Source organism: Geobacillus sp. C56-T2 (assembly GCF_007829715.1).
GTDB classification, from domain to species: domain Bacteria; phylum Bacillota; class Bacilli; order Bacillales; family Anoxybacillaceae; genus Geobacillus; species Geobacillus icigianus.
Genome location: NZ_VJWB01000001.1, coordinates 2,743,383 through 2,770,065, shown reverse-complemented (window position 1 = coordinate 2,770,065; position 26,683 = coordinate 2,743,383). Strand labels below are relative to the sequence as shown.

At 56.4% G+C, this 26,683-nt stretch carries 21 protein-coding genes and 1 other annotated feature; of the genes, 14 read left to right on the top strand and 7 right to left on the bottom strand.

The window, feature by feature from the left end; translation table 11 throughout:
- Positions 1 to 97: 97 nt before the first annotated feature.
- The 7 genes from GC56T2_RS13770 (at position 98) to ccpA (ending at position 7,903) form a co-directional block, all read left to right on the top strand.
- Positions 98 to 2,302, top strand: coding sequence for a DNA translocase FtsK (locus GC56T2_RS13770; RefSeq protein WP_144975954.1), 2,205 nt, complete (start codon positions 98 to 100; stop codon positions 2,300 to 2,302).
- A gap of 147 nt (positions 2,303 to 2,449) precedes the next feature.
- Positions 2,450 to 3,754: a UDP-N-acetylmuramate--L-alanine ligase gene (murC, locus tag GC56T2_RS13765; protein ID WP_144975952.1), complete on the top strand. Its 1,305-nt coding sequence runs from the start codon at positions 2,450 to 2,452 to the stop codon at positions 3,752 to 3,754.
- Positions 3,755 to 3,858: 104 nt separating this feature from the next.
- Positions 3,859 to 4,296, top strand: a complete 438-nt coding sequence (locus GC56T2_RS13760; RefSeq protein WP_255516150.1) for a DUF948 domain-containing protein — start codon at positions 3,859 to 3,861, stop codon at positions 4,294 to 4,296.
- A complete protein-coding gene (locus tag GC56T2_RS18185) occupies positions 4,280 to 4,915 on the top strand; it encodes a hypothetical protein (protein ID WP_144975947.1) in 636 nt (211 codons plus the stop codon). Before GC56T2_RS13760 ends, GC56T2_RS18185 begins: the two co-directional genes overlap by 17 nt.
- Positions 4,878 to 5,207: a bacillithiol system redox-active protein YtxJ gene (ytxJ, locus tag GC56T2_RS13750; protein WP_144975944.1), complete on the top strand. Its 330-nt coding sequence runs from the start codon at positions 4,878 to 4,880 to the stop codon at positions 5,205 to 5,207. Before GC56T2_RS18185 ends, ytxJ begins: the two co-directional genes overlap by 38 nt.
- A gap of 324 nt (positions 5,208 to 5,531) precedes the next feature.
- Positions 5,532 to 6,614, top strand: a complete 1,083-nt coding sequence (locus GC56T2_RS13745) for a bifunctional 3-deoxy-7-phosphoheptulonate synthase/chorismate mutase (RefSeq protein ID WP_033021961.1) — start codon at positions 5,532 to 5,534, stop codon at positions 6,612 to 6,614.
- A 296-nt stretch (positions 6,615 to 6,910) separates the two neighbouring features.
- Positions 6,911 to 7,903: a catabolite control protein A gene (ccpA, locus tag GC56T2_RS13740; protein ID WP_033021960.1), complete on the top strand. Its 993-nt coding sequence runs from the start codon at positions 6,911 to 6,913 to the stop codon at positions 7,901 to 7,903.
- A gap of 305 nt (positions 7,904 to 8,208) precedes the next feature.
- Here ccpA and GC56T2_RS13735 read toward each other — a convergent pair whose 3' ends face one another.
- The 3 genes from GC56T2_RS13735 to GC56T2_RS13725 all read right to left on the bottom strand — a co-directional run bounded on the left by GC56T2_RS13735 (position 8,209) and on the right by GC56T2_RS13725 (position 10,818).
- A complete protein-coding gene (locus GC56T2_RS13735; RefSeq protein ID WP_144975942.1) occupies positions 8,209 to 9,378 on the bottom strand; it encodes an acetoin utilization protein AcuC in 1,170 nt (389 codons plus the stop codon).
- Positions 9,375 to 10,019, bottom strand: coding sequence for an acetoin utilization AcuB family protein (locus GC56T2_RS13730; protein ID WP_144975940.1), 645 nt, complete (start codon positions 10,017 to 10,019; stop codon positions 9,375 to 9,377). The genes GC56T2_RS13735 and GC56T2_RS13730 overlap by 4 nt, the downstream gene beginning before the upstream one ends.
- A gap of 166 nt (positions 10,020 to 10,185) precedes the next feature.
- Entirely contained in the window at positions 10,186 to 10,818 is a 633-nt protein-coding gene (locus GC56T2_RS13725) for a GNAT family N-acetyltransferase (protein ID WP_144975938.1), read from the bottom strand.
- A 186-nt stretch (positions 10,819 to 11,004) separates the two neighbouring features.
- On the opposite strand from GC56T2_RS13725, the gene acsA reads away from it, so the two are divergent.
- Positions 11,005 to 12,720, top strand: a complete 1,716-nt coding sequence (acsA, locus tag GC56T2_RS13720) for an acetate--CoA ligase (protein WP_033844360.1) — start codon at positions 11,005 to 11,007, stop codon at positions 12,718 to 12,720.
- 395 nt (positions 12,721 to 13,115) lie between these two features.
- On the opposite strand, the gene GC56T2_RS13715 is transcribed toward acsA, so the two are convergent.
- Positions 13,116 to 15,887: a transglycosylase domain-containing protein gene (locus GC56T2_RS13715; RefSeq protein WP_144975936.1), complete on the bottom strand. Its 2,772-nt coding sequence runs from the start codon at positions 15,885 to 15,887 to the stop codon at positions 13,116 to 13,118.
- Positions 15,888 to 16,073: 186 nt separating this feature from the next.
- Positions 16,074 to 16,371: a binding site (T-box leader), on the top strand.
- 52 nt (positions 16,372 to 16,423) lie between these two features.
- Here GC56T2_RS13715 and tyrS point away from each other — a divergent pair.
- Complete coding sequence (gene tyrS / locus GC56T2_RS13705; protein ID WP_144975934.1) at positions 16,424 to 17,683, top strand: tyrosine--tRNA ligase; 1,260 nt, start codon at positions 16,424 to 16,426, stop codon at positions 17,681 to 17,683.
- A gap of 46 nt (positions 17,684 to 17,729) precedes the next feature.
- Here the strand turns inward: tyrS and rpsD are convergent, their stop codons facing one another.
- Positions 17,730 to 18,332: a 30S ribosomal protein S4 gene (gene rpsD / locus GC56T2_RS13700; RefSeq protein ID WP_033844357.1), complete on the bottom strand. Its 603-nt coding sequence runs from the start codon at positions 18,330 to 18,332 to the stop codon at positions 17,730 to 17,732.
- A gap of 326 nt (positions 18,333 to 18,658) precedes the next feature.
- Here rpsD and GC56T2_RS13690 point away from each other — a divergent pair, with 326 nt between their 5' ends.
- Positions 18,659 to 20,491: a sensor domain-containing diguanylate cyclase gene (locus tag GC56T2_RS13690; RefSeq protein ID WP_144975929.1), complete on the top strand. Its 1,833-nt coding sequence runs from the start codon at positions 18,659 to 18,661 to the stop codon at positions 20,489 to 20,491.
- 60 nt (positions 20,492 to 20,551) lie between these two features.
- Here GC56T2_RS13690 and GC56T2_RS13685 read toward each other — a convergent pair whose 3' ends face one another.
- Positions 20,552 to 21,028: a GAF domain-containing protein gene (locus GC56T2_RS13685; RefSeq protein ID WP_144975927.1), complete on the bottom strand. Its 477-nt coding sequence runs from the start codon at positions 21,026 to 21,028 to the stop codon at positions 20,552 to 20,554.
- A 17-nt stretch (positions 21,029 to 21,045) separates the two neighbouring features.
- Complete coding sequence (gene hisJ, locus GC56T2_RS13680; protein WP_033844354.1) at positions 21,046 to 21,885, bottom strand: histidinol-phosphatase HisJ; 840 nt, start codon at positions 21,883 to 21,885, stop codon at positions 21,046 to 21,048.
- Positions 21,886 to 22,074: 189 nt separating this feature from the next.
- Between hisJ and ezrA the strand changes: the two genes are divergently transcribed.
- From ezrA to thiI, 4 genes are all read left to right on the top strand, one after another.
- Entirely contained in the window at positions 22,075 to 23,778 is a 1,704-nt protein-coding gene (ezrA, locus tag GC56T2_RS13675) for a septation ring formation regulator EzrA (protein ID WP_144975925.1), read from the top strand.
- Positions 23,779 to 24,064: 286 nt separating this feature from the next.
- Positions 24,065 to 24,289, top strand: a complete 225-nt coding sequence (locus GC56T2_RS13670; protein ID WP_144975923.1) for a hypothetical protein — start codon at positions 24,065 to 24,067, stop codon at positions 24,287 to 24,289.
- Entirely contained in the window at positions 24,289 to 25,452 is a 1,164-nt protein-coding gene (locus GC56T2_RS13665) for a cysteine desulfurase family protein (RefSeq protein WP_144977366.1), read from the top strand. The genes GC56T2_RS13670 and GC56T2_RS13665 overlap by 1 nt, the downstream gene beginning before the upstream one ends.
- Positions 25,442 to 26,647 (top strand): tRNA uracil 4-sulfurtransferase ThiI, encoded by a 1,206-nt coding sequence (gene thiI / locus GC56T2_RS13660; protein WP_144977362.1) that lies wholly within the window; start codon positions 25,442 to 25,444, stop codon positions 26,645 to 26,647. Before GC56T2_RS13665 ends, thiI begins: the two co-directional genes overlap by 11 nt.
- Positions 26,648 to 26,683 lie beyond the last annotated feature (36 nt).

The window sequence follows — 26,683 nt, the reverse complement described above, 5'->3', positions numbered from 1 at the left end:
CCCGTCTTTTCCCAGCAGTAACCAAGCGGGGCAAGCGGCTCGGAACGGGTCACCGGGCCGGCGTTCGGCCCCTAGAAAGAAAGCGTGGAATGAATCGATGAATTGGTGGAAACGATGGCTTCGTTTTTGGACAGGCGAGGAAGAGAGGGAAGAGAGCGGGGCGCCCATTCGTCGCCTTCCGTCGGCCGGAACGTTTGACGAGGGCGAGGCAAGCGGTGGCGATCGATATCCGCAAGGCCGTTTTCGTTTCCCGCTCATTCCGGATGATCCGTCTTCCGAAAGGCGGGAGGCGCCGCAGCGGCCCGAAGGAGAAGAAGTCCGGAACAACGTCAACCGTCAGCGAGCGAGCGGTGCGATGAGAAGAGAAGGAGAAAAGCGGCCGTTCCGACCGTCCGATGTGCCTTCTCCCGTTTTTGGCTATCATAAGCAGAAACGCGAACAACAGGAAGCGGTGGAGGAGCGGAACGCGGTCTCCTTGGCGCCGGAACGGGAAAGCGCTAGGCTGCGGACAGCGCTGGAACGCGGAAACGTTCGGCCGGGTGGGCCGTCGACCGCAGCGGAGGAAACTGAAGCGGACAAAAGCGCCGGCTCGCATCGCCAGCCGCCGAACGAGATGAACGATGGGAGCGCCCAACCGTCTAGCGACACCGGAACGCGATGGCGCGCTGCGGAGTTGGGGGAGCCGGCAGTCGAAGAAGCCGTTCCGAACGCGGATCGGGCTCCGACGGAAGAACGGCTCGATGAAAGCGACGGCAGTGCGTTCGTTGGCGAGCCGGCGGCCGTTTCTCCCGAAGTGGAGCGGATCCGCATCCCGTATAATGTCATCATGTTGCAGCAGGACCGGCGCAAGCTGGCTGAGAAGACCGCTTCCAGCCCGAACCGCTATCAACGGCCGCCGCTTGCGCTTCTTGACCCTCCGGCGGAACTGGACGTCCGCGATGAGCAATGGCTGGCGGAACAGTGCGCCCGTCTCGCCCGGACGTTTGAAAGCTTCCATATTGGCGCCAACGTCGTCGGAGCGACCCAAGGGCCGACCGTCACCCAATTTGAAGTGCAGCCCGATTTAGGGGTGAAAGTGAGCAAAATCACCAGTTTGCTCGATGACATCAAGCTCAGCTTGGCGGCGGAAGACATCCGGATCGAAGCGCCGATTCCCGGCAAGCGGACGATCGGCATCGAAGTGCCCAACCCCGCGAGCCGTCCGGTGCGTCTGCGAGAAATCCTAGAAAGCAGCGCCTTCCGCGATCGTCATTCGCCGTTGACCGTCGCGCTTGGGCTCGACATCAGCGGCGCGCCGGTTGTCACCGATATTCAAAAAATGCCGCACGGATTGATTGCCGGAGCGACCGGCTCGGGCAAAAGCGTCTGCATGAACGCCATGCTGGTCAGCATGTTGTATAAAGCCGCCCCTCATGAAGTCAAATGGCTGTTGATCGATCCGAAAATGGTCGAGCTCGCTCCGTACAACGGCTTGCCCCATTTGCTCAGCCCGGTGATCACCGAGGCGAAGGCGGCAGCCGGGGCGCTCAAATGGGCGGTCGGCGAGATGGAGCGGCGATATGAACGGTTTGTCCATGCCGGCGTACGCGACATCGAAAAGTACAACCGCCATCTTCACGAAGCCGGCGGCGGTGAGCCACCGCTGCCGTATATCGTCATCGTCATTGACGAGCTCGCCGATTTGATGATGGCCGCTCCGGCCGATGTCGAGGAATCGATTTGCCGGCTGGCGCAAAAGGCGCGCGCGTGCGGCATTCATTTGCTGATCGCCACCCAACGGCCATCGGTCGATGTCATTACTGGGTTGATCAAAGCGAACATCCCGACGCGCTTGGCGTTTTCCGTCTCTTCCCAAGTGGATTCGCGCACCATTTTGGATGCGAATGGGGCCGAGCGGCTGCTAGGGCGCGGCGATATGCTGTTTTTGGAAAATGGATCGGCCAAACCGATTCGGCTGCAAGGCTGTTTTATTTCCGATGAAGAAATCGAGCGGGTGACCGCGCATGTAAAGGCGCAGCAAAGCCCTTCCTATCTGTTCAGCCCGGACGATTTTCGCCAAGCGGCGGCGTTTGGCGAAGAAGATGACGATTTGTTCGACGAAGCGTGCCGGTTTGTCATCGCGCAAGGCGGGGCATCGACGTCGAGTTTGCAGCGTCACTTCCGCATCGGCTACAACCGCGCCGCCCGATTGATCGAGATGATGGAAGAGCAAGGGCTGATCTCTGAAGCGCGCGGCAGCAAACCGCGCGAGGTGTTGATGAGCGAGGAAGAATGGGAGCGCCGGCGCGGGCAAGGCGGCTAGGCGCGGGCCGGTCAAGGTAGTGTTTTGGCCGGCATCATGCTATAATGGGAAAATGAAACGACCGGCACAGCCGGATGAAAGAAATGGCAAAACGAGTGTGAGATCATATACTGTCTTACAGAGAGACGATGGTTGGAGGGCTTAGCGATGACCGTTTACCATTTTGTTGGCATTAAAGGCACGGGGATGAGTGCGCTTGCCCAAGTGCTTCACGGCCTTGGCCATACCGTGCAAGGCTCGGACGTGGAAAAATGGTTTTTTACGCAGCGGGCGCTTGAGGAGCGGGGCATTCCGATTTTGCCTTTTTCGAAAGACAATATTCGCCCGGGCTGCATCGTCATTGCCGGCAACGCGTTTCCGGATACGCATGAGGAGATTGAGGCGGCCCGCGAGCTCGGCGTTCCTGTCATCCGTTACCATCGCTTTTTGGGCGAGTTGGCCAGCCAGTTTACAAGCGTTGCGGTGACCGGTTCGCACGGAAAGACGACAACAACGGGGTTGCTCGCTCATGTGATGCAAGGAGCGCATCCAACGTCGTATTTAATCGGGGACGGAACGGGAAAAGGGGAGCCTGGCAGCCAATACTTCATCTTTGAAGCGTGCGAATACCGCCGGCATTTCCTATCCTATTTTCCAGACTATGCAATCATGACGAATATTGATTTCGACCATCCTGATTATTTCGCCAATATTGACGATGTGTTTTCGGCGTTTCAGCAAATGGCGAATCAGGTGAAAAAAGCGATCGTCGCCTGTGGAGACGATCCGTATTTGCCGAACATTCAAGCGAAAGTGCCGATGTTGTTTTACGGGCTTGGCGAAGAAAACGACTTTCAAGCGCGCAACATCGTGAAAACGTCGGACGGGATGGCGTTTGACGTGTTTGTGCGCAACACGTTTTTTGCTTCGTTTGCCATTCCGCGCTTCGGCACTCACAATGTGCTCAATGCGCTTGCGGTGATCGCCCTTTGCCACTATGAGGGAGTGGAGGCCGAGGTGATCGCCAAAGGGCTGCAAACGTTCCAAGGAGTGAAGCGCCGGTTCAGCGAAAAGACGGTTGGGCGCCAAGTGCTCATCGATGATTATGCCCACCATCCGCGCGAGATTACGGCGACGTTAGAAGCGGCTAGGCAAAAATATCCGGGGCGTGAAGTCGTCGCCATTTTCCAGCCGCATACGTATACAAGGACGCAAACGTTTTTGCGCGAGTTCGCCGAAAGTTTACGGCAAGCCGATCACGTGTATTTGTGCGACATTTTCGGCTCGGCGCGCGAACATGAAGGCAAGTTGACGATCCGCGATTTGCAGGCGGAAATTCCGCGTTCACATCTGCTCGCGGAAGAAAATGTCGCCGTGCTCAAGCGACATCAAGACGCGGTGCTGGTGTTTATGGGCGCCGGCGACATTCAAAAATTCCAGCAGGCGTATGAGCGGGTCGTTCTTTCCGCCTGACGACCGTCAAGCAAGCGGGCCAAGGAGGGGAAGGCCCGCTTCTGTTTCAAGTCGAAACCATTAGGGTAAAAAAACAGAAGAGGGGAGGAAATGGAGTGGAGTGGATGTTGTATGCAAGCCTCGCTGTCGTGGCGCTCGCTTTTGCGCTTTTGGCCGTTTACATAGCGAAAACGCTGACGGTGTTGCAGGAGACGCTCCGGCGCTTAACGGAAATGATCGGCCACACGGATGAGCAAGTGCAAGCGGTGGCGGGGGAAATGCGCCAGCTTTTGCAGACGGCCAACAGGGTTGCCCATGATGTGCAAAAAAACGTTCACGCCCTTTCCGGGGTGGTGGAAGCCGTTGGGGAAACCGGGGAGGCGCTGAAATTGGCCAATCGCGCCCTGCGCCAGACGGCGGCCACGCTTTTGCGCGCGGCCGATTCATCGAAAATGAAATGGTGGGAAACGCTGCAAAAGGCAAATGTTTTCCGCAAACGATGGGCAAAATGGAGAAGAAAACAATCAGGCAAGGAGGTTGAAATCAATGGGCAAAGACAATAACTTTTTGCTTGGCGCACTGGTTGGCGGTTTGGCCGGCGCGGCGGCGGCGCTGTTTTTGACGAGCGAAAAAGGGCGGAAATGGCTCGCCGAATGGGGCGATCAAGAAGCATGGAAGCCGGTCAAAGATACGGCGACCGACTTTTTGACAACGGCGAAAGAAAAAACGAAAGAAGTGGCAGAATACATCCCGATTAAAGCGAACGAAATGGTGTCGAATGTCGGTGCGGCCACAAAGGAAGCAGCCGCCAACGCCAAACAAAGACTCAAAGAAACGGCCACTCAAATGAAACATACGGCAAAAGAAATGATGACCACGGTGGAAAAAACGATCAGCGAAACGGCGCCGCGCGCCAAACAGGTCGCAGATCGAGCCGCCAAGAAGGTGGAACAAGCGGCGGATGAGGTGGCGGCGCAGGCGGGAAATGCCGTTGACAACGTGGCGAAGATGGCCGAAAACATGAAAGACGTGGCGGCGTCAGGAAACATTGACCGCGACACGCTCCAACGCCTTCTGAAAGAAGCGGAAACGGCCTTGGATGATGCCGAGAAAAACGTGAAGCCGCCGAAAGAAGGGGAGAGCTATGGGCATGGAGAAGCTGGAGACGATCGAACAGTTTGAACGCCTCAAGAGTGAAACGGGCCGCTTTTTGTTCGTCAAGCACAGCCTGACCTGCCCGATCAGTCGGGCGGCGTTCCGCGAATGCGAAACGTTTGCGGCCGACCATCCAGAGCTGCCCGTATATTGCTTGTACGTCCAAGAGGCGCGCCCGCTTTCCAACCATATTGCCGAGACGACCGGGGTGAAGCACGAGTCGCCGCAAGCGTTGCTGTTTGAAAACGGCCGCGTCGTTTGGCACGCCTCGCATGGGAACATCACGTACGCGACGCTAGAAACGGCGGCGGGAAGCTGATTTCTTCAGACGAGCGGACGGCTATTGTCGCCAGCACGGGATGAACGAGGCTGGCGGTGGCCGGCCGCTCGTTGTTTGACGCACAAAGCAAGTTCCTTCACAATCGCCGGCTGTCCGGCGCTTGTCTCGCCAAGCTCGTCTGCCCTCGTTTTTTGTTTTTTTGCTTTAATGCTTAAAAGCGTTTAATTAAAAAAGCATTTTTTTCGTGACAACGATGCGGCTATCGATTATAATAAACACTAATTATAAAACTCCGTTCGCCATGACGGGGGTGCCGCTGGGCGGCGCAATGATGCACGACATTGGGGAAAGGATGAGGGAAGCATGAGCAATGACAGATTAGACGAGCTGCGGGCACGCGTGGACGAGATCAACTTGCAGCTGCTGAAGCTGATCAATGAACGGGGGCGGCTCGTTCAGGAAATCGGCAAAATCAAAGAGGCGCAAGGAACGCACCGCTATGACCCGGTGCGCGAGCGGAAGATGCTCGACCTCATCTCCGAGCATAACGACGGGCCGTTTGAAACGTCAACGCTGCAGCACATTTTCAAGGAGATTTTCAAAGCGGCGCTCGAACTGCAGGAGGACGACCATCGGAAAGCGCTCCTTGTCTCGCGCAAAAAACATCCGGAAAACACGATCGTCGAGATCAAAGGGGAGCGAATCGGCGACGGCAGCCAGTATTTTGTCATGGGGCCGTGCGCGGTCGAAAGCTATGAGCAGGTCGCCGCTGTCGCTGCCGCGGTGAAGAAGCACGGCATTAAATTGCTGCGCGGCGGCGCCTACAAACCGCGCACCTCGCCGTACGACTTTCAAGGGCTCGGCGTGGAAGGGCTGAAAATTTTAAAACGGATCGCCGATGAATTTGATTTGGCGGTCATCAGTGAAATCGTCACACCGGCGGATATTGAAACCGCCTTGGATTATATTGATGTCATTCAAATCGGCGCGCGCAACATGCAAAACTTCGAGCTGCTCAAGGCAGCCGGTCAAGTGAACAAGCCGATTTTGCTCAAGCGCGGCTTGGCGGCGACGATCGAAGAGTTTATCAACGCCGCCGAGTACATCATGTCGCAAGGAAACGGGCAGATCATTTTGTGTGAGCGCGGCATCCGCACGTACGAGCGGGCGACGCGCAACACGCTCGACATCTCGGCTGTGCCGATCTTGAAGAAAGAAACACATTTGCCGGTGTTCGTCGATGTCACCCACTCGACCGGGCGGCGCGATCTGCTTCTCCCATGCGCCAAAGCCGCCTTGGCGATCGGCGCCGACGGCGTTATGGCCGAAGTGCATCCCGATCCGGCTGTCGCCTTGTCCGATTCCGCCCAGCAAATGGACCTTGCCCAGTTTGATGAGTTTATGCGGGAAGTGCGCGCCTTCCAGCGCCAGTTTGTTCAAGCGTAACGCGGCTCCCCCGGCTTGCGCCGGACAGGGTCCGCCGAAAAAAGCCGTCCATTTGATGGGCGGCTTTTCTCATGCCCGGTGATTGTTTGGGGAAAGCTACCTGTGAACGGTCGTTTGTGAACCAATCCGCTGTTTTCGCCCGTTGTTGTCAAGCGGCGTCGTTCGTGAACGGTTTGTGAACAAACCGGCAAAATGGTTGCGATTTCGTTGCGAGTTGGCGATAATGTATCGTATGATAGGTGTACATACATTCGGAATTCACCGGTTATCGGATCGAGTAAAAAGGAGTGAACGGAATGACCGTAACGATTTACGATGTGGCCCGTGAGGCGAACGTTTCGATGGCGACCGTTTCGCGCGTCGTCAACGGAAACCCGAACGTCAAACCATCGACAAGGAAAAAAGTGCTTGAAGCGATCGAGCGGCTTGGCTATCGCCCGAACGCTGTGGCGCGCGGCCTCGCCAGCAAAAAAACGACGACGGTCGGGGTGATCATCCCGGATATTTCGAGCATCTTCTTCGCCGAGCTGGCCCGCGGCATTGAGGACATCGCCACGATGTACAAATACAACATCATTTTGAGCAACTCCGATCAAAACAAGGAAAAGGAGCTGCATTTGCTCAATACGATGCTCGCCAAGCAAGTGGACGGCCTTTTGTTTATGGGCGGGACGATCACCGAGGAGCACGCCGCCGAATTTCAAAAGTCGTCCGTGCCGATTGTGCTGGCGGCGACGATGGGGCCGGAGGAGATTCCGTCGGTGAACATCGATTACGAGCAGGCGGCGTTTGAAGCGGTGACGTATTTGTTGGAAAAAGGAAACCGCCGCGTGGCCTACGTGACTGGGCCGACCGACGACCCGATCAACCAGCGGAAGTTGGCCGGGTATCGCCGGGCGCTTGAGGAGCGCGGGGTGTCGTATGATGAAGAGCTCGTCATCGAGGGCGACAACTCGTACGACTCGGGCTTGGAGGCGTATGAAAAAATCGCCGAGCTTGCCGAACGGCCGACGGCGGTGTTTGCCGGCACCGATGAAATGGCGCTTGGCATCATTCACAGCGCCCAAGACCATCGGGTGCGCGTGCCGGATGACTTGGAAGTCGTCGGCTTTGATAACACGCGATTGGCGACGATGGTGCGGCCGCGGCTGACGACCGTCGTCCAGCCGATGTATGACATCGGGGCGGTGGCGATGCGGCTGTTGACGAAGTATATGAACAAAGAGCCGGTTGACAACCATATCGTTGTGTTGCCGCACCGACTCGAGGTACGCGAGTCAACGAAATGACAAAACGGCTGATTCCACGCCTAGACGCGTTCGGAATCAGCCGTTTTCGTTCGCGGGGGCAAAAAAGATTCGTTCCGCTCTTTTGCCAAGCGGGATGTTTGCCGATCGTGAAGGCCGGCGGCTTTTAACCAGCCTCAGAAGTCTTCATCCCAAGCGCCGGCGCGAAGCCGCGCAGGAAAGGAGGAGGCGCCGTTCGCCCGGCGAGCGGGGCGGACCGCCAGCTGCCGAAGTCGTCCGGCATGGGGGTGTCGGCAGCGGCCGGCGTTCAGGACATCGCCGCGTCCGCTTTGCCGCCTAACATACGACTACAGCTGGTTCGAATGGGAACGGCGGATGAACGACAACGCCTTTTCCACCGTATGGGCGTTTTTTTCGTTAATTTCCGCTCGGCGCGGAATGGGCGGGTACAAATCATCCGGGTCATCCCACTCGAGCGGCAACGCGACGGGTGAAAGCGGTTGCCATCGTTCGCGCCAAGCGGCCGGCAATGGGCCGAACACATCGGCTTGATCGGTCATCTCCAGCCAAAGGAGGGCCCATGCCCGCGGCACGACGCGCCAGATGTCATAGCCCCCGCCGCCGACGGCGATCCAGCGTCCGCTGCAATATTCATGAGCGATTTGATGCGCAAGTCTTGGAATGACCCGATACGTTTTCATCGTCACCGACAAATGGGTGAGCGGGTCATAGTAATGGGCATCGACTCCGTTTTGCGTCACGATGACGTCGGGACGGAAAAAATCGGCGATTTCCCGGAGGGCGGTCGTGTAGGCGGCCAGCCATGATTCATCTTCCGTAAACGCATCGACCGGAATGTTGAACGAATAGCCATACCCCGCCCCATGGCCTCGTTCGTTGACATTTCCCGTCCCTGGAAACAAGTAGCGGCCCGTTTCATGAATCGAGAACGTGCAGACGTTCGGATCATCGTAAAACGCCCATTGCACCCCGTCCCCGTGATGGGCGTCGGTGTCGACGTACAACACGCGCAGCCCGTATTTTTCCCGGATATATTGAATGGCGACCGCGCTGTCATTGTAGACGCAAAAGCCAGACGCCTTGCCGCGAAACCCGTGATGCAAGCCGCCGCCAAGGTTGAGCGCGTGCTCCACCCGCCCGGACAGCACGGCGTCGACGGCGGTGAGGGTGCTGCCGACCAACAGAGCGCTCGCTTCATGCATGTTTGGAAACACCGGCGTATCTTCTGTGCCGAGGCCGTAGTTGAGCGCCACCGTCTCCGGCAGTTCGCCGCGCCCGGCTGCTTTGACCGCCGCAATGTACGACCGGTCATGAATGAGCGCAAGTTCATCGTCCGTCGCCATGCGCGGGGCGATGATATGTCGATCATCCAAAGCGCCGAGCGTGCGCAGCAAATCATGCGTCAGTTTGACCCGCAGCTGGTTGAACGGGTGGTCGTCATGAAATTTGTACTGAAGAAAATCCTCGCTGTAGACAAAGGCGCAGTTTTGACTCATGACGTAACCCCCGGCAAGTTCGGCCATAGCACGTGATAGCCGGCGTTTTGCAAATCGCGGATCAACGGCAGCGGGTTCATCGTCTGCACGCGGAAGACTAAAATTTTGTCGTTCGGGTCCGGGTCCGGGTACAACAGGACGCTGGCGATGTTGACATGGCGCTCGCTGATGATGGCCGCCGCTTTGCTGAGCATTCCGGCTTCGTTCGGGACTTTAATTTCGATTTGCGATCCCGGCTGATGCACGCCGGTCAGTTCCACGAACGTGCGCAACAAATCCGTCTGCGTAATGATGCCGACGAGTTTTCCGTTGTTGACGATCGGCAGGCAGCCGATGCGGTGTTCGTAAAAGAGCGCGGCTACTTCCTCGACAAAGTCGAGCGGATGGCCGACGATGACGTCGGTGTTCATGATGGAGCCGACCGGTTTTTGCAGGTCATCGAGCTGTTTGTGAAGATCGTCAATCGGCGGGCTGGCGCTGCGCAAATCGCGGCTGGTGACAAGCCCGATCAAGCGCCCTTCGTCATCGACGACCGGCAAATGGCGGATGCGGTGCGTTCGAAGCAGCTGCAGCGCCTCAGCGATCGTGTTCGCGGCGCGGAGCGTAACGACCGGCGATTTCATGATTTGCTCAACAAGCATCGTTTCCCTCTCCCTTTATGAGGCTGTTGATTTAGTGCAAAAACGACTGATTCCGCTCATTTCTCAATTAGAAAAACCTTGCAGAATCCGCTTTCTCTTCTGAATGGAAACGCCGCCGATCGGGGGTGGCAGCGGTTTGTCACCGGCTTTTTATGCATCCGATATGTTAGTACATGTAGCGGTTCATAAACCGAAGCCGGTCGAACCGTTGGATCGATTCGGCATCGACCCGTTTGCCGATGCGGACCATCAAGCAGTTCGCCGGATGCGAGCAAATTTCCGGGTCATCGGTCGCATACCAGACAAGTCCGCCGGCGTTCATCATTTTCTCCATCACTTTTCGGTATTCCCATACGTTCAGCCCAGTGCCTTTTAGATCCCAATGCCAATAATATTCGGTTGTAATGATGATGTAGTCTTCCATGGCATCGTCCATCATCGAGACGATCAACAAATTTTTGCCGACGCCAAACCCGCGAAACTCGGGGATGACTTCAATGGCGCCCAGTTCAAGCAAATTTTCCATGTTCCCTTCCGACCACCGCTCGAGCGGGTCGGGATACAAAAACGTCACATAGCCGACGATCGTTTCGCCGCGGCGGGCGATAATGATGCGCCCCTCGGGAAGACGGGCGATGTCGATGAGCGCGCGGTGCTGTTTCTCGGGTTGGCGAAAGGACGTCAAATCATGGTGAAACGCATAGCGGGCCAACGCTTCCGGCGTCACTGGCCCTTCGATGAGCAGCGTTCCTTTTGGTGTTTTCAGTTCTTTGGCATTATAAGTTTTTCGATGCTCCATTCGGTCACCACCTGAATCGATCGTTCTGCTTCCATTATACATGAAAATAGGCGTGAAAACGCTGTCATAAGGGTCGATTCAAAAAAAATTCAAAAAAGCGAGGACGAGGAATATTTTAAAAATTGAGAAACTGTGAATGATCCACTATAATAGAAATGTAATCACTTACATAGGGGGGATCGGAGAATGAAGACGGAACTGTTGCCAGCTGTACAAGGGGATTACAACTTGAAAAGCTATGAGGACACATATCCCCATTTTCAATGGTCGGAAGCTGAGAAAGCATTTTCTTGGTATGAAACGGGACGAGTCAACATGGCGTACGAGGCGATCGACCGCCATGCCGAATCGTTCCGCAAGAATAAAGTGGCGCTTTACTACCGCGATGCGGTTCGGAATGAAAAATATACGTTCAAAGAAATGAAGGAGCTGTCCAACCAAGTAGCGAACGTGTTGAGACAGACGGCTGACATTCAAAAAGGCGATCGCGTATTTGTTTTTATGCCGCGTTCTCCGGAGCTGTATTTTGCTGTTCTTGGCATCATCAAAACCGGCGCTATCGTCGGACCGCTGTTTGAGGCGTTCATGGAAGGCGCGGTGCGCGACCGTCTCGAAGACAGCGGGGCGAAAGCGATCGTGACGACGCCGGAGCTGCTGCCGCGCGTGCCGGTCGGTGACCTGCCGGAGCTGAAATACGTTTTCTTGGTCGGAGACGGCATCACCGAGGAAGGGCCGTACATCGATTTGAAAAAGCGGATGAAGGAAGCGAGCAAGCACTTTGACATCGAATGGGTCGACCGCCAAGACGGCTTGATTTTGCATTACACCTCCGGTTCAACCGGCAAGCCGAAAGGTGTTTTGCACGTCCATAACGCGATGATCCAACACTATCAAACGGCGAAATGGGTGCTCGACTTAAAAGAGGACGACATTTACTGGTGCACGGCCGACCCGGGCTGGGTGACCGGGACATCGTACGGCATTTTCGGCCCATGGCTGTGCGGAGCGTCCAGCGTCGTCGTCGGTGGCCGGTTCAGCCCGGACGCTTGGTATCAAACGATTCAAGATTTCGGCGTCACCGTTTGGTACAGCGCGCCGACGGCGTTCCGCATGCTGATGGGCGCCGGCGATGAGATCGTGAAAAAATACGATTTAAGCTCGCTCCGCCACATTTTGAGCGTCGGCGAGCCGCTCAACCCGGAAGTGATTCGCTGGGGGATGAAAGTGTTCGGCCGCCGCATCCATGACACGTGGTGGATGACGGAAACAGGGGCGCACTTGATCTGCAACTATCCGTGCATGGCCATCAAGCCGGGATCGATGGGGAAACCGATTCCGGGCGTTGAGGCGGCGATCATCGACGACCAAGGCAACGTCCTGCCGCCGTACCGGATGGGCAACTTGGCCATCAAAAAAGGCTGGCCGTCGATGATGAAAACGATCTGGAACAACCCGCAAAAATATGAATCATACTTCATCGGCGACTGGTACGTCTCCGGCGATTCGGCCTACATGGATGAAGACGGCTACTTCTGGTTCCAAGGGCGCGTCGATGATGTCATCAACACGTCGGGTGAGCGCGTGGGGCCGTTTGAAGTCGAAAGCAAGCTCGTTGAGCATCCGGCGGTGGCCGAAGCCGGTGTCATCGGCAAGCCAGACCCGGTGCGCGGCGAAATCATCAAGGCGTTTATCGCGCTTCGTGAAGGGTACGAGCCGTCTGAGGAGCTGAAAGAGGACATTCGCCAATTTGTGAAACAAGGGCTCGCTGCCCATGCGGCGCCGCGCGAGATCGAGTTCCGCGACAAACTGCCGAAAACGCGGAGCGGGAAAATTATGCGCCGCGTCTTAAAAGCGTGGGAGCTCAACTTGCCGACCGGCGACTTGTCGACGATGGAAGACTGAACATTTGCTAGACGGCTGGTGAAAAGCGGTTGTTTCTTTTCGGCAATGGGGGAGCGTTTGAAAGACGATTCCGATGCGACAAGGCTTTTCTATTTGAGAAACAGGCTTGATAAGCGACTTGCTCCCTTAAATCACCGGCCTCCTAGAACGTGCTCAAGAAAGGACAAAGCAAAGAATAAGGGCGAGCTGAAGCGCACCGTTGCATTCGAACGGGGCCACGCCGAGTGAAACAAACGGGGCGAGTAGGGTCGAACGAAGAAATGAGGGAGGGTGTCCCAACGGGGTCGGGACACCCTCTTTATTTACTAGATACGTATCAGCTGCTTTTGTTGGCTGTTGTGCTCCTCTTAGGAAGCTGGTGATGTAATCGTGGATACGGCTTTACAACGAAGGGATCAGTCGGCATTCGTCCCTTCCTCGGCTGCTTCCGAATGGGGAGGAATGTCGTTCTCCGCCCCGTCCTCGGCGGCCGGCGGTGCGGGTCGTTCGGCAGCCGGCCGCGAAACGAGATTGGATGGCGCCGATTCTTGGCCGGCGATGTCCACTGCCGTGACATCGTACGATGCCCCGGGTTCGAGCGCGGAAAACGCCGTTGGCTCCCCGGCTTTCACCACCGCCACTACGCGCCGCGCTCCGCCATCGTCCACTCGGTAGACGCGATACCCGATGACATCGCGTTCGCGGTGGGGCGTCCAGACAAGGGTGTGGCCATCAAGACGCGCGGACGGAGGGGCGGGCGGATGGCCGTTTTCTTTGAGCACCGCAGCGGTGAAATCCATTCCGTCCCAGTCGTCTTCCGCCACTCCCCAAGCGGAGAGCAGCTCGGGCTGGACGATGACTCCGCGGGTGACAAACTCCTCTGGCGTCGTCGCCAACGCTAAGTAGCGGCGTCCGTCAATGACCACGAGCCGGCTTTCCGTCAAATCGGCGCCGCTCCCTTCTTTGGGCGCAAATCGCGTATTGTACAAATCGTAGCGGACAAGCCCGGCTTTTTGGCACGCCTCCGACGGGCTGAGGCCGGTGGCGGCGCAGTAGGCGCGCCGGGCGATGCCTCCGGGCATGGCAAACCGCTCCCGCGGAGCGATGAGCTTCGGATGAACCCGATAGGCGGCGTTCATGAACTGCGCCCACAACAGTTGGGTACGTTTCCCATAGGAAAGTCCTTTATAATACGTTTCCAGCGGCGCCGGCCGGTCGTAGCCGATCCAAACGCCAAACGTAACGTTCGGGTTGACGGCGACAAACCACGAATCGCGGTTGTCTTGCGACGTGCCGGTCTTGCCGGCCCAGTCGGCGGAAAACGCTAAATAGCCGGGCAGTGAAGAAGCCGTTCCGCCATGGAGCACATCGCGCATCATGTCGATCATCAAGTACGATGTTTGCGGGGAAAAGACGGAAACGGGCTTGCTTTGATGTTGATAGACGACGTTTCCGTTCTTGTCAACGATTTTTTCAATCATATAGGCATCGACAAACGTGCCGTAGTTGGCGAATGTTGCGTAGGCGTTGACGTTTTCTTCGACGGTGACGCCGACGTTTGTTCCGCCGATCGCTAAGGCCGGATGGCTTTCCTCTTGCTTGGCAACGCTGGTGATCCCCATTTTGTGCAAATAGTCGACCGGGTCGCGATGCTGAATTCGCATGTAGGCGCGAACGGCCGGGATGTTGAACGATTGCTGCAAGGCATAGCGCGCCGTGACGAGCCCGTGCGTTTTCCCATCCGCGTTTTTCGGTTTGTAAGAGCCGATGGACAGCGGAAGGTCAGGGATGATGGTAGCGGGCTGGACGATGCCCATTTCCATCGCCGGTGCGTACACCAAGAGCGGCTTCATCGTTGAGCCGTTGGATCGGTGCGCTTGGGTGGCATGGTTCAGCTGTTCGCGCTTATAGTCGCGCCCGCCGACAAAGCTGAGGATTTTGCCGGTTTTGTTTTCGATGAGCATCGCCCCGACTTCCACAGGCTGGCGATGGGCGATCGTTTTGCCTGTTTGTTTGTCTTTCGCGTAATAGACGTTGTCGTTTCCATAGTATGGATAGCGGGCGGCGACGCGCTGCATTTGCTCATACAGGTCCTTGTCGATCGTCGTGTAAATTCGGTATCCGCCTTGGCGCAGCGCTTTCTCGGCTTCACCGACGTAGCGCCGGAACAGAGAAGGATTTCGCTTCAGTTTGGCCGGTTGGTGGCCGTCGCGCTTAGCGAGCACCTCCGCTAAAATGTCTTTGGCTCGCCGCTCAATTTCCATGGTCAAAAACGGATACTGCTCGAACGGCGAGGGCTTCGGAGCGGCGAAATGCTTGGCGACGTCGTATGCCAGCGCCTCGTTGTACTGCTCCTCGGAAATGTAGCCGGCGCGTTTCATCCGGTAGAGCACGGTTTTCATCCGCCGCAGCCCGGCCGAAATGTCCGGTTTGACGCTGCCGTCTGGCGCAAACGGCGTATAGACGAACGGATTTTGCGGCAAGCCGGCCAAAAAGGCGGCTTGGGCGAGGTTGAGGTCTTTGGCGTTAACGCCAAACACTCCTTGCGCGGCGGCCTGAATGCCGGCGATGTTCCGGCCCGAGGAACTGCGGCCGAACGGCACGACGTTCAAATACGCCTCTAAAATTTGTTGTTTGGAAAAAAACGTTTCCAATCGCAGCGCCAAGAGCATTTCTTTCGCTTTGCGCTCAAACGACACTTCACTGGTGAGCAGCTGGTTTTTGACGAGCTGCTGCGTGAGCGTGCTGCCGCCGCTTTTGATCGGCGAGTTGGTCAGCTCCTGGAACATGGCGCGGATGACCGCTTTCGGAACGACCCCGTGATGCTCGTAAAAATGTTCATCCTCGGTAGCGATGATGGCTTGCACAACATACGGGGAGACATCAGACAGCGGCACCGCCTCGCGGTCGAGATCCGATCGGAAGCGCCCTAAATAGACCCCATTGGCAAAATACATATGGCTCGTCTCCTCGTAGCTGGAAATCGCGCTGTGCATGCTCTCGCGTGAAGGGGCGTCCATATCTTTGACCAAAAACGCGAAATAGCCCGCGCCCGCGCCGACAGCAAAGCAGGCGAGACAAAGCAGGGCGACGAGCAACGCGAAGACGGTGTTCCAAACGAGGCGGTAAGTACGTGAAAAATAATGCCACGTTTTTTCCAAAGAAAGTGGAAACGGCTGGTGTTTCATGACGGCCCCCCTATCTTGGCCAATCGGTGTTTCTATAAGTATACCATACCGCTGGCGGCTGTTGTGGAATTTTGCCGTTTTTTCGCTGCTGAAGACGAAAAAGGACGCAAATTTTGGTCGGGGCGTTGCGTGCACCTAGTTGACATGGAGCGCCGCATATGGTAAAAGAAAGTATATCTTCATCATGACAAAGCCATGACGGGAACAAGTAGCGGCTGTCTCCCTGGTGCAGAGAGCTGGCGGGCGGTGCGAGCCAGCCCAAAGGCAGGCGTGAATTACCTCCCTGAGCAGCGATGGCGAACGGTTTCGTTTTTTGCGGTCGGGTCAAATGAGGATCGGCTCCGTTTTGCGACGGAGCTGGCGCGGAGGACCACGCCGCTGGCGGCCTAGTAGCCATTGGCCGGCATGCGCCGTTACCGAAATGAGCGAGAAAGCCTATGGCTTTCTAAGTAGGGTGGTACCGCGATGAACACTCGCCCCTTCATACAGGGCGGGTGTTTTCTTTATGTAGAACATTCCATAGAGAGGTGAAGGACATGGATTTGCTTGCAGAATTGCAATGGCGCGGGCTCGTCAACCAAACGACGGACGAAGACGGGCTCCGAGCGCTGCTGAACGAGGAAAAAGTGACGCTTTATTGCGGGTTTGACCCAACAGCCGACAGCTTGCACATCGGCAACTTGGCCGCCATTTTGACGCTGCGCCGTTTCCAACAGGCAGGCCATCAACCGATTGCGCTAGTCGGCGGGGCCACTGGATTGATCGGCGATCCGAGCGGGAAAAAAAGCGAGCGCACGCTCAATGCCAAAGAGACGGTCGAAGCGTGGAGCGCCCGCATCAAAGGGCAGTTGGAACGGTTGTTGGACTTTACGGCTGTCCACAACCCGGCGAAAATCAAAAACAATTACGACTGGATCGGGCCGCTGGATGTGATCTCGTTTTTGCGCGATGTCGGCAAGCATTTCAGCGTCAATTACATGCTGGCGAAAGAGTCAGTGCAGTCGCGCATCGAGACGGGCATTTCCTTTACCGAGTTCAGCTACATGATGCTGCAGGCGTATGACTTTCTGAAGTTGTACGAGACGGAAGGCTGCCGTCTGCAAATCGGCGGGAGCGACCAGTGGGGCAACATTACGGCCGGGCTTGAACTCATTCGCAAAACAAACAGCGAGGCGAAAGCGTTCGGCTTGACGATCCCGCTTGTGACGAAGGCGGACGGCACAAAATTCGGCAAAACGGAAAGCGGCACGATTTGGCTCGATCCCGAGAAAACGTCGCCGTACGAGTTTTACCAGTTTTGGATCAACACCGACGACCGCGATGTCATCCGTTACTTGAAATATTTTACGTTCCTGTCAAAAGAGGAAATCGAGGCGCTTGAGCAAGAGCTGCGCGAGGCGCCGGAGAAGCGGGCGGCGCAAAAGGCGCTTGCCGAGGAAGTGACAAAGCTCGTGCACGGCGAAGAGGCGCTCAGGCAAGCAATCCGCATTTCTGAAGCGCTCTTTAGCGGCGACATCGCCAAGTTGACCGCGGCGGAAATTGAACAAGGCTTCAAAGATGTGCCGTCATTCGTTCATGAAGGAGCCGACGTTCCGCTTGTCGAGCTGCTTGTCGCCGCCGGTATTTCGCCGTCGAAACGGCAGGCGCGCGAAGATATCCAAAACGGCGCCATTTATGTGAACGGGGAGCGCATCCAAGACGTGGGCGCCGTCCTGACCGCCGAGCACCGCTTGGAAGGGCGGTTTACCGTCATCCGCCGCGGAAAGAAAAAGTATTATTTGATTCGCTACGCCTAAACAAAAAGATCCGAAATGCCGATGCATTTCGGATCTTTTTTGCGCCTTAACGCGAGTAGAACTCAACGATGAGCGCTTCGTTGATTTCCGCCGGCAGTTCGGAGCGCTCCGGCAGGCGGGTATACGTGCCTTCCATTTTTTCCGGATTGAACGTCAAGTAATCCGGAATGTAATTGCTCGCTTCGATCGCTTCTTTAATCACTTGCAAGTTGCGCGATTTTTCGCGGACGGCGATCGTTTGCCCCGGTTTGACGCGGTACGACGGGATGTTGACGCGGCTGCCGTCAACCAAAATGTGGCCGTGCGTCACGAGCTGGCGGGCTTGGCGGCGCGTGCGGGCCAACCCTAAGCGGTAGACGAGGTTGTCCAAACGCGACTCGAGCAAAATCATGAAGTTTTCGCCGTGTTTGCCCGGCATTTTGCCCGCTTCATCGAACGTTTTGCGGAACTGGCGCTCGTTCACGCCGTACATATGGCGCAGCTTTTGCTTTTCTTGCAGCTGCAAGCCATATTCCGACAATTTCCGCCGTTGGCCAGGGCCGTGTTGACCCGGCGGATACGGGCGTTTTTGCAATTCTTTCCCCGTGCCGCTCAACGAGATGCCAAGGCGGCGGGAAATTTTCCATGTTGGTCCGGTATAACGAGCCATGCACTGCTCCTCCTTATGCTTTTATTCCCGTAAAATAAAAGCAGATGTGCGCCAACAATTATGGCCATTTTGTTTTCATGCATCCTCGCTCTCGCAGCTAAGAGTTACGCGATGCACCTCGACGGGAAGCCGAGGAACAAAATGGTCCATAAAGGTGAGCACAAAGGCTGCTATATTTTACACAAAGGCTATTATATGATTTTTTGCACACAAAGTCAACATTTTGTTTTCCCTTTTTCCGGTTTCTATGATATAATAAAAGATGCAATTTTTAGAAAAAATTTCGCTTATATCTATTGACAATGCCAATTTAGGTGGAAAAGATGATGAGCATGGAAGAGATGAAGCGATATGAATCATTTAAACAAAAATTTTTCCACTGGTTTTTGGCGTTTCCTGACGACGAACCGTTTCTGGCGGCGGCCGACGAGCTGCTCGCGCTGTTGAAAGAGGAGATGGGGCTCGAGCAAGCCGTTTTTTATTTGTTCGATCCGGAGCGGGCGGCGTTTTATCCGGAAGCGTCCACCGGCGGGGTGATGGGAGCGGGGGCGGTGGCAGCTGACGGAGCGCGGGAGATCGCTTTGCTCGATGGCGGCTCGCATGAGAAAGCTAGGCTCTTTTTTTCGCTTCCGGACGGAACGCCGGCGTTGCTCGAGCTGACGTACCGCAAAGACCGCGCCATCGACCAACCGCTGCTCCAGGCGGTGCGGGCCGATTTTGCTGATTTGTTCGGCAAACTCGCCGCCATGCTTCAAGGGGCGGGCGAAGAAAAGCGGTACGGGCAGCTGCATCGGTTTGCGGCGAAAATCCACTCCTCCATGCGCATTGATGACGTGCTCGAGGAAATTATCCGCACGCTGCAAAACGTCTACCCATCCTTTACATACTATCTTCTCTTGTCGCACGACAACCACCTGAGCGATCATTTGCCGATCAAAGCGCTCGCTTTGGATGAAGGCGAAGGACAAACCGCGGCGTTGCGGGCGTTTTTGACCGGCCAAGTGCAGTGCGACGAGCTGGAAACGCCGCGCCGTTCCGTGTTGTATGCGCCGATCAAAGGGGTTCAGGCCGTGTATGGGGTCATCCAAATTATCGCGCCGTATGCGGCCCCGTTTCCGCAGCGGGAGGTTCGTTTTATTTCCTTGCTTGCCGGAACGGCGGGCAGCGCGCTCGAGAACGCCAAATTGTACGAGCAGTCGCGTCGGCTCGTGGCCGACTTGCAGCTCATTAACGACACGATGCGCCAGCTGAACGCCCGCACGCGCCTGCACGAAGGCATTGAGTACATGGTGTCGCAAATTCGCCAGTCGTTTGGCGCCGATGAAGTCGGTTTTTTCTTGTTCGCGAACGGCCAGCGGGAGCTGTTGCCGGGAAGCACGCCGTTTTTTTATGAAGAGCGGTCGGCAATGTACGTCAAATGGGTGGAAGAGCGGCGCCGAGATGGACAAGATATTTTGTTTGCCGGTGATGCATGGGCGTCTTCCCTTACGCCGTTCCGCTCGATCATGGCCGCGCCGATGCAGCAAAACAAGGAAACGAAAGGCGTTTGCATCGCGTTAGCCCGCGAGCCGTACCGATTTACGTTTGAGATGTTCAAGCTGCTCGAGTCGCTCGTGCAGCATTCGACATTGGCGTTTATGAACGCCATTTTGCGCGAGGAACTGGAAAAGCTCGTCGTCACCGATTATTTGACGAAGCTGTATACACGCCGCTATTTGGACGAGACGATTCAAAAGTCGATGGAAACGGACGGTTCGGGGGCTTTTTTGCTGATTGATATCGACAATTTTAAGCAAATCAATGACTTGTACGGCCATCAAATCGGTGATGAGGTGTTGATCCGCGTGGCTGAGACGGTTCGGACTAGCGTTCGTGAAAGCGATGTGGCTGCGCGCTGGGGTGGCGAGGAGTTGGCGGTGTATTTGCCGAATGTCCATCTCGTCGATGCCGTGGCTGCGGCTCGCCGCATCACGGAAAAAGTAAGGCAACATACGGCTCCCGCGGTGACGGTGTCATGCGGCGTTTCTTGGTGGGGGCGGCGCTTTGGCGACAATGCGAAACAGCTGTTCAAACAGGCGGACAAGGCCCTCTACCGGGCGAAAGAGATGGGGAAAAACTGCATTTTCGTTTATGACGGCCGTCGCTTGTATAAAGCGTAAAAAAAGGAATCCGAGCGGATTCCTTCTTTGTGTCCGCCGCTCGCGTTCGCCCGCTTGGCGTCAAGCGGAGACGAGCGCCGCGGCAAACTGCTCCAAATAGCGGCGATCGACGTCATCAAAGCGGTTTTTGATCGGGCTGTCAATGTCTAAGACGCCGACGACGCGGCCGTCCTTGATGAGCGGCACGACGATTTCCGACTGGGACGCCGCGTCGCAGGCGATATGGCCAGGGAATTGGTGCACGTCGGGGACGACGACCGTCCGCCGCTCAGCCGCGGCCGTGCCGCATACCCCTTTGCCGAACGGGATGCGCACGCACGCCGGAAGCCCTTGGAACGGTCCGAGCACCAGTTCGTCGCCGTCTGCCAAATAAAACCCGACCCAGTTGATCTGCTCAAGAAACTGGTTGAGCAAGGCAGCGGCGTTCGCCAAGTTGGCGATGAGATTCGGCTCCCCGGCGATGAGCGCCTTCAACTGTTCGATCACAAGCGTATAGTTTTCTTCACGGGTGCCGTTGTAAGCCATGCGATGAAACATAAGGCTGCCTCCTTTTTTCATTTTGGCTCATTGTATGACGGCGCGCCGCCGTTGTCAACGAAAAGCGCTTCGCGGTCCATGGCGTCTCGCCCTTGGTGAAGGTCGGCGGCGCAATGGGCGTCCGAACCGTAGACGATCGGGATGCCTCGTCGCTGCGCTTCGGCCATGATTTGGATGGGCGGATACGGTTCTAAACAAAGCGGTTTGGCCAAACCGGCCCCGTTGCCATCCAGTTCGCCGCCGAACCGCTCGATGTCATCGAGAATCGCCACCATCCATTCCGTCATCGGCTCGGGGCATGGAAAGCGGCGTTGGAATTTGCGGACGAGCGTCATATGCCCGATTCGTTTCGGTTTGTAGCGGCCGAGCTCGGCGCGGATCGATTGGCGCACGGTTTCGTAGTACGCGCGATGGACGCGCTCTACCGAACCGAACAGGCGGATGATGTGGGCGAACATGTCCGCGCTGTAATCAATGCATACATACTGTCCGCGGCAAGGCAAAAAATGGACCGATAAAATGCTGTCATCGAGCAGAGGACCGACTTCATCCAGCATTCGAGCGGTCTCCTCTTCGAAACCGGGGATGAAGTCGACCTCGAGCCCCACGCGAATTGTAATGTCGTTTCGATAGCGCGCCTTGATGTCAGAGACTGCGGCCAAATAGCGCTCCAGCTCCCGGCTGTTCATCGCGCTGTCCCGCTCCGGCGTCGGATCGATAAACCGCTCCGGCAGCGGGGCATGCTCCGTAAATGAGATGTCGGTATAGCCGAGCGCAATCGCCCGCTCCACGTACCGTTCCAGTGGGTCGCTGCTTCCGTGTGGGCAAAACGGCGTATGAATATGTCCGTCGCGCATGGCGGGTTCCCCCTTTCCTTCTTCACGCATCATCGCAAAAAAATTGAAGATTCCTGTAAAAAAAATAAAAATTTTGGTCAAAAAATGTCGTTAACATGGTATCATAAAAACATTGAAAAAGATATAGTCTTCCTGTTTTCGGCTCGTTTGTCTGATGTGAGTAGGTTGAATGCAAGGGGGCATCAACGAATGGAAATAGCCTGGATTGTTCTGCTCCTCAGCGCGGGGGCAATCATATATAATCAGTGGCAGCGGAAGCGAATGTACCGGGAAATCGACCGTCTGGAGGAATGGAAAATCAGCTTGATGAACCGGCCGGTGCCGGACGAGCTGGCGAAAGTCAAACAGCTGAACATGACCGGGGAGACAGAGCGGCTGTTTGAACGGTGGCGCCAGCAATGGGACGACATCGTGGCGGTCAAGCTGCCCGATGTGGAGGAAAAGCTGTTTGATGCGGAGCAGTTGTTGGATCGATACCGCTACCGGCGGGCCGCCCGGCTGCTCGAACAGATTGAGGACGATTTGCGCCGCCTCGAGGGGGAAGTGCACGGGATCATCCATGAAGTCAACGAACTGATTGGCAGCGAAGAGCAAAGCCGCGTGGAAATCGAAGAGCTGCGCGCGCTCCATCGCGAGGCGAAAAAAAACTTGCTCGCCTACCGTTATACGTTTGGGGCGGCGGCCGATCCGCTTGACGCCCGTTTGACGGAGGCGGAGCGGCAATTTCAGCGGTTTGCCGAGTTGACCGAAGCCGGCAACTATTTGGCGGCGCGCGATGTCGTTCTTGCCCTGAAGGAAGAGCTCAGCCGCCTTTCCGTCATGATGGAAGACGTCCCGGCGCTGCTTGGCGAATGTCAAACATCCCTTCCAGCTCAGCTGGCCGAGCTCGCTGACGGCTATCGCGAGATGGAGCAAAGCGGGTACATTCTTGACCATTTGCAGATGGAGCGCACGCTGCAAGAAAAGAGGGAGAAAATCGATCAATGCCTAGCGATGATCGGCGAACTGCGCGTCGAGGAAGCGAAGGAAGCGGTCAGCGAACTGAAGGAGGAGCTTGAGGCGCTGTACGACTCGTTGGAAAACGAAGTGCTCGCTCATCAATACGTCCAAACCGAGATGCCGCGCATCGGCGGCATGATTGCGGAGCTGGTCGCCGAAGCGAAAGAAACCGAGGCCGAAGCGCTGTTCGTCCAGCAAAGCTATCACTTGTCGCCAAGCGATCTTGACAAATACCGGAGCATCGAAAAACAATTGCATCAGCTACAAAAGCGATTCGTTCTTCTTGAAGGGCGGGCCGCCGAGGCGAAAACGGCGTATTCGCTCCTGAAAGAAGAGCTCGATCAGCTTGTCGGGCAAATGAGCATGATGAAAGAAGAGCACGAGCAGTTCCGGACGATGCTGCAGACGCTGCGCAAAGATGAATTGATCGCGCGCGAAAAGCTTGACGACATGAGAAAAAAACTGGCGGAGGCGCTCCGTCTCGTACAAAAAAGCCGGCTCCCCGGGCTGCCTGAGCCGTACTCGCTGGAATTGGCCGAAGCCAAACGGCGCTTGCAGACCGTCGCTGCTCGCCTCGATGAAAAGCCGTTGGATATGGCGGCCGTCGATCGGGCGATCGAAGAGGCGAAGACGGCGGTCGGACAGCTGTATGAACGGACGATCGGGATGATTGAGCAGGCGACGCTCGCCGAACGGACGATTCAATACGGCAATCGTTACCGCCGCCGCTATCCGTCCGTGCGAAAAAAATTGGAGGAAGCGGAATCGCTGTTCCGGCATTACGAGTACGAAGAAGCGTTGCGCCAAGCGGTGGCGGCTGTGGAGGACGTCGAACCGGGGGCGTTTGACCGGGTGCAGCGCCTCTGGCAGGAGGACAGCGGCCGCGAATCGTAAAGAAAAACCCGATAAATGTCGGTTTCGGCCGATATTTATCGGGTTTTTGGCGAATAATGTAAATGGGCATTTCCGCCTTCTGGAAGGCTGTGGCAAAGGGCTTGATTCCGAACGGGGGCAAACGGCGGGTGGAAACGGTTGATTCGGCCACAGAGGGCGCCGCACGAAGGGCAGGAACGGTCAGCGGCGAGGGAAACGTGCCATCATCCCGAACCGGTCTTTGGCTGCACGAACGACAAAATGACGCGATCGCGGAACGGCGTCTTCTCATCTCGAGCTTGCCGGAATGTTCGTTCCGATCATGTTTTCCGCTTGCGTCTGCCTGCTTTTGAGGCACCCCGGGGCGCTGGCGCATCCGGGCGGCGACCATGTGTTCCGCTTGCGCCCGTCCGCTTTTGAGCTTGACGGGAAAACGCTCGCCCCGACGGCGTATGGATGTTTTTCGTTGCCGTTTTCGCCCCGCTTTTATATGATGATAGATGGATCGATGACGAGCGGAGGATGGACATGATGATTTATCTGGATAACAGCGCGACGACCAAGCCGTTTCCGGAAGTGGTCGATGCGTTCGCTACGGTCGCCTCTCACTATTTCGCCAATCCGTCTTCGCTTCACGGGCTGGGCATGAAGGCAGAACGGCTGCTTAGGCAGGCGCGCGAACAGATCGCCGCCATGCTCGATGTCAAACCGGGTGAAATCGTGTTTACGTCCGGCGGAACGGAGGCGAACAACTTCGCCATTAAAGGGGTGGCGTGGCAATACCGGCGGCGCGGCCGGCATATCATTACGACCGAAATCGAGCATCCGTCCGTTGCCGAGCCGTGCCGGCAGCTTGAGGAGCTCGGATTTGAAGTGACCTACTTGCCGGTCGGACCTGATGGACGAGTGTCAGCCGAACAAGTCGCGCGCGCCCTGCGCGATGACACGATCCTCGTGTCGGTCATGCACGTCAACAACGAAGTCGGCGCGGTGCAGCCGATTGAGGAAATTGGAGCCGTGCTCGCCCGCCACCCGAAAACGCTGTTTCATGTCGATCGGGTGCAAGGCATCGGCAAAGTTCCTCTTGATGTGAAACGGTGCGGCATCGATTTGTTTACAGTCTCAGCCCATAAGTTTCATGGGTTGCGCGGCGCCGGCCTTCTTTACGTCCGCGACGGCGTCCGCCTGACGCCGCTGATCGCAGGCGGCGGGCAAGAGCGGCAGCTTCGGTCCGGGACGGAAAACGTCGCCGCCATCGTGGCGATGGCGAAGGCGCTCCGTCTGGCCTTGGAACGGTATGAACGAGACATCGGCCGGCTGAGGGAGTTAAAAGCCGAATGGCTGCAGGCGCTCGCCGCGATTCCAGGCCTTTCGATCAACACGCCGGAGCGCGGTTCGGCGCCCCATATTATCAACTTTTCGCTGCCAAGCGGCATCAAGCCGGAAGTGTTCGTTCATGAGCTCGAAAAAAGCGAGATTTACGTTTCCACAACATCCGCCTGCTCCTCGAAAAGACGGGCGCCGAGCAAAACGCTGCTGGCGATGGGCGTTGGCGAAGGCCGGGCGGAGCGCGGCATCCGCATCAGTTTGTCTTTTGACAACAGACGTGAAGAGATCAAACCGGCTGTCGCGGCGATTCAACAGGCGATCAAAACGTTAAGCGAGGTAACGGGATCACATGGAGATGAAGTATGACCGCATTTTAATCCGTTATGGGGAAATGACGACAAAAGGAAAAAACCGCAACCTTTTCGTGCGGCGGCTTAGACAAAACATCGCCCGCAAGCTGCGGGCATTTCCGCGCATCGACATTGAATACATGCGCGACCGAATGTACATCTTATTAAACGGTGAGCCGCACGAACCGATCATCGCCAAGCTGAAAACGGTGTTTGGCATCCATTCATTCAGCTTAGCCATGAAGTGTGAAAACGATCTTGAAGCCGTGAAAGAAACGGCGCTCGCCGCCATCCGGCAGCTTCCGTATCAAGGGAAAACGTTTAAAGTAAGCGCCCGCCGCGTCAACAAACAGTTTCCCTATCGGAGCGAAGAGCTCAACCATGAGGTGGGCGCCCATATTTTGCGGCAGACGGACGGGCTGACGGTCAACGTGCGCGAACCGGATATCGATGTGCGCATCGAAGTGCGCCAGGACGGCACGTATGTGACCTGTCATGACATTTTCGGGGCTGGCGGCCTGCCGGTCGGAACGAGCGGCAAGGCGATGCTCATGCTCTCGGGCGGCATTGACAGCCCGGTCGCTGGCTATTTGGCGATGAAGCGGGGGCTGGAGATCGAAGCTGTTCACTTTTTCAGCCCCCCGTTTACAAGCGAGCGGGCCAAGCAAAAAGTCATCGACTTAGTGAAGCAGCTGACCGTTTACGGGGGAAGAATCAAGCTTCACATCGTTCCGTTCACCGAAGTGCAACAAGCCATCTATCAAGGAATGCCGAATGAGTATTCACTGATCTCCACCCGAAGGGCGATGCTGAAGATTACAGACGCGCTCCGCCGCCGCCATCGGGCGTTGGCGATCGTCACGGGCGAAAGCCTTGGCCAAGTCGCCAGCCAGACGCTGGAAAGCATGTATGTCATTAACGACGTCACGAATACGCCGGTGCTGCGGCCGCTCGTTTCAATGGATAAAATGGAAATCATTGAAATGGCTAAGCAAATCGGCACGCATGACATCTCGATTCTTCCTTATGAGGACTGCTGCACCATTTTTACGCCACGGGCGCCAAAAACAAAGCCGAAGAAAGAAAAAGTGCTTCATTACGAGAGCCAGCTCGATCTTGCGCCGCTGCTCGAAAAAGCGGTCAACGACACGGAAACGATCGTCCTCGATGAGCAGGACGGGCAAGCTGACGAGTTTGCCGATCTCTTTTGAATCTCAAAATTTACCAAAACCAACGTTGCATACATC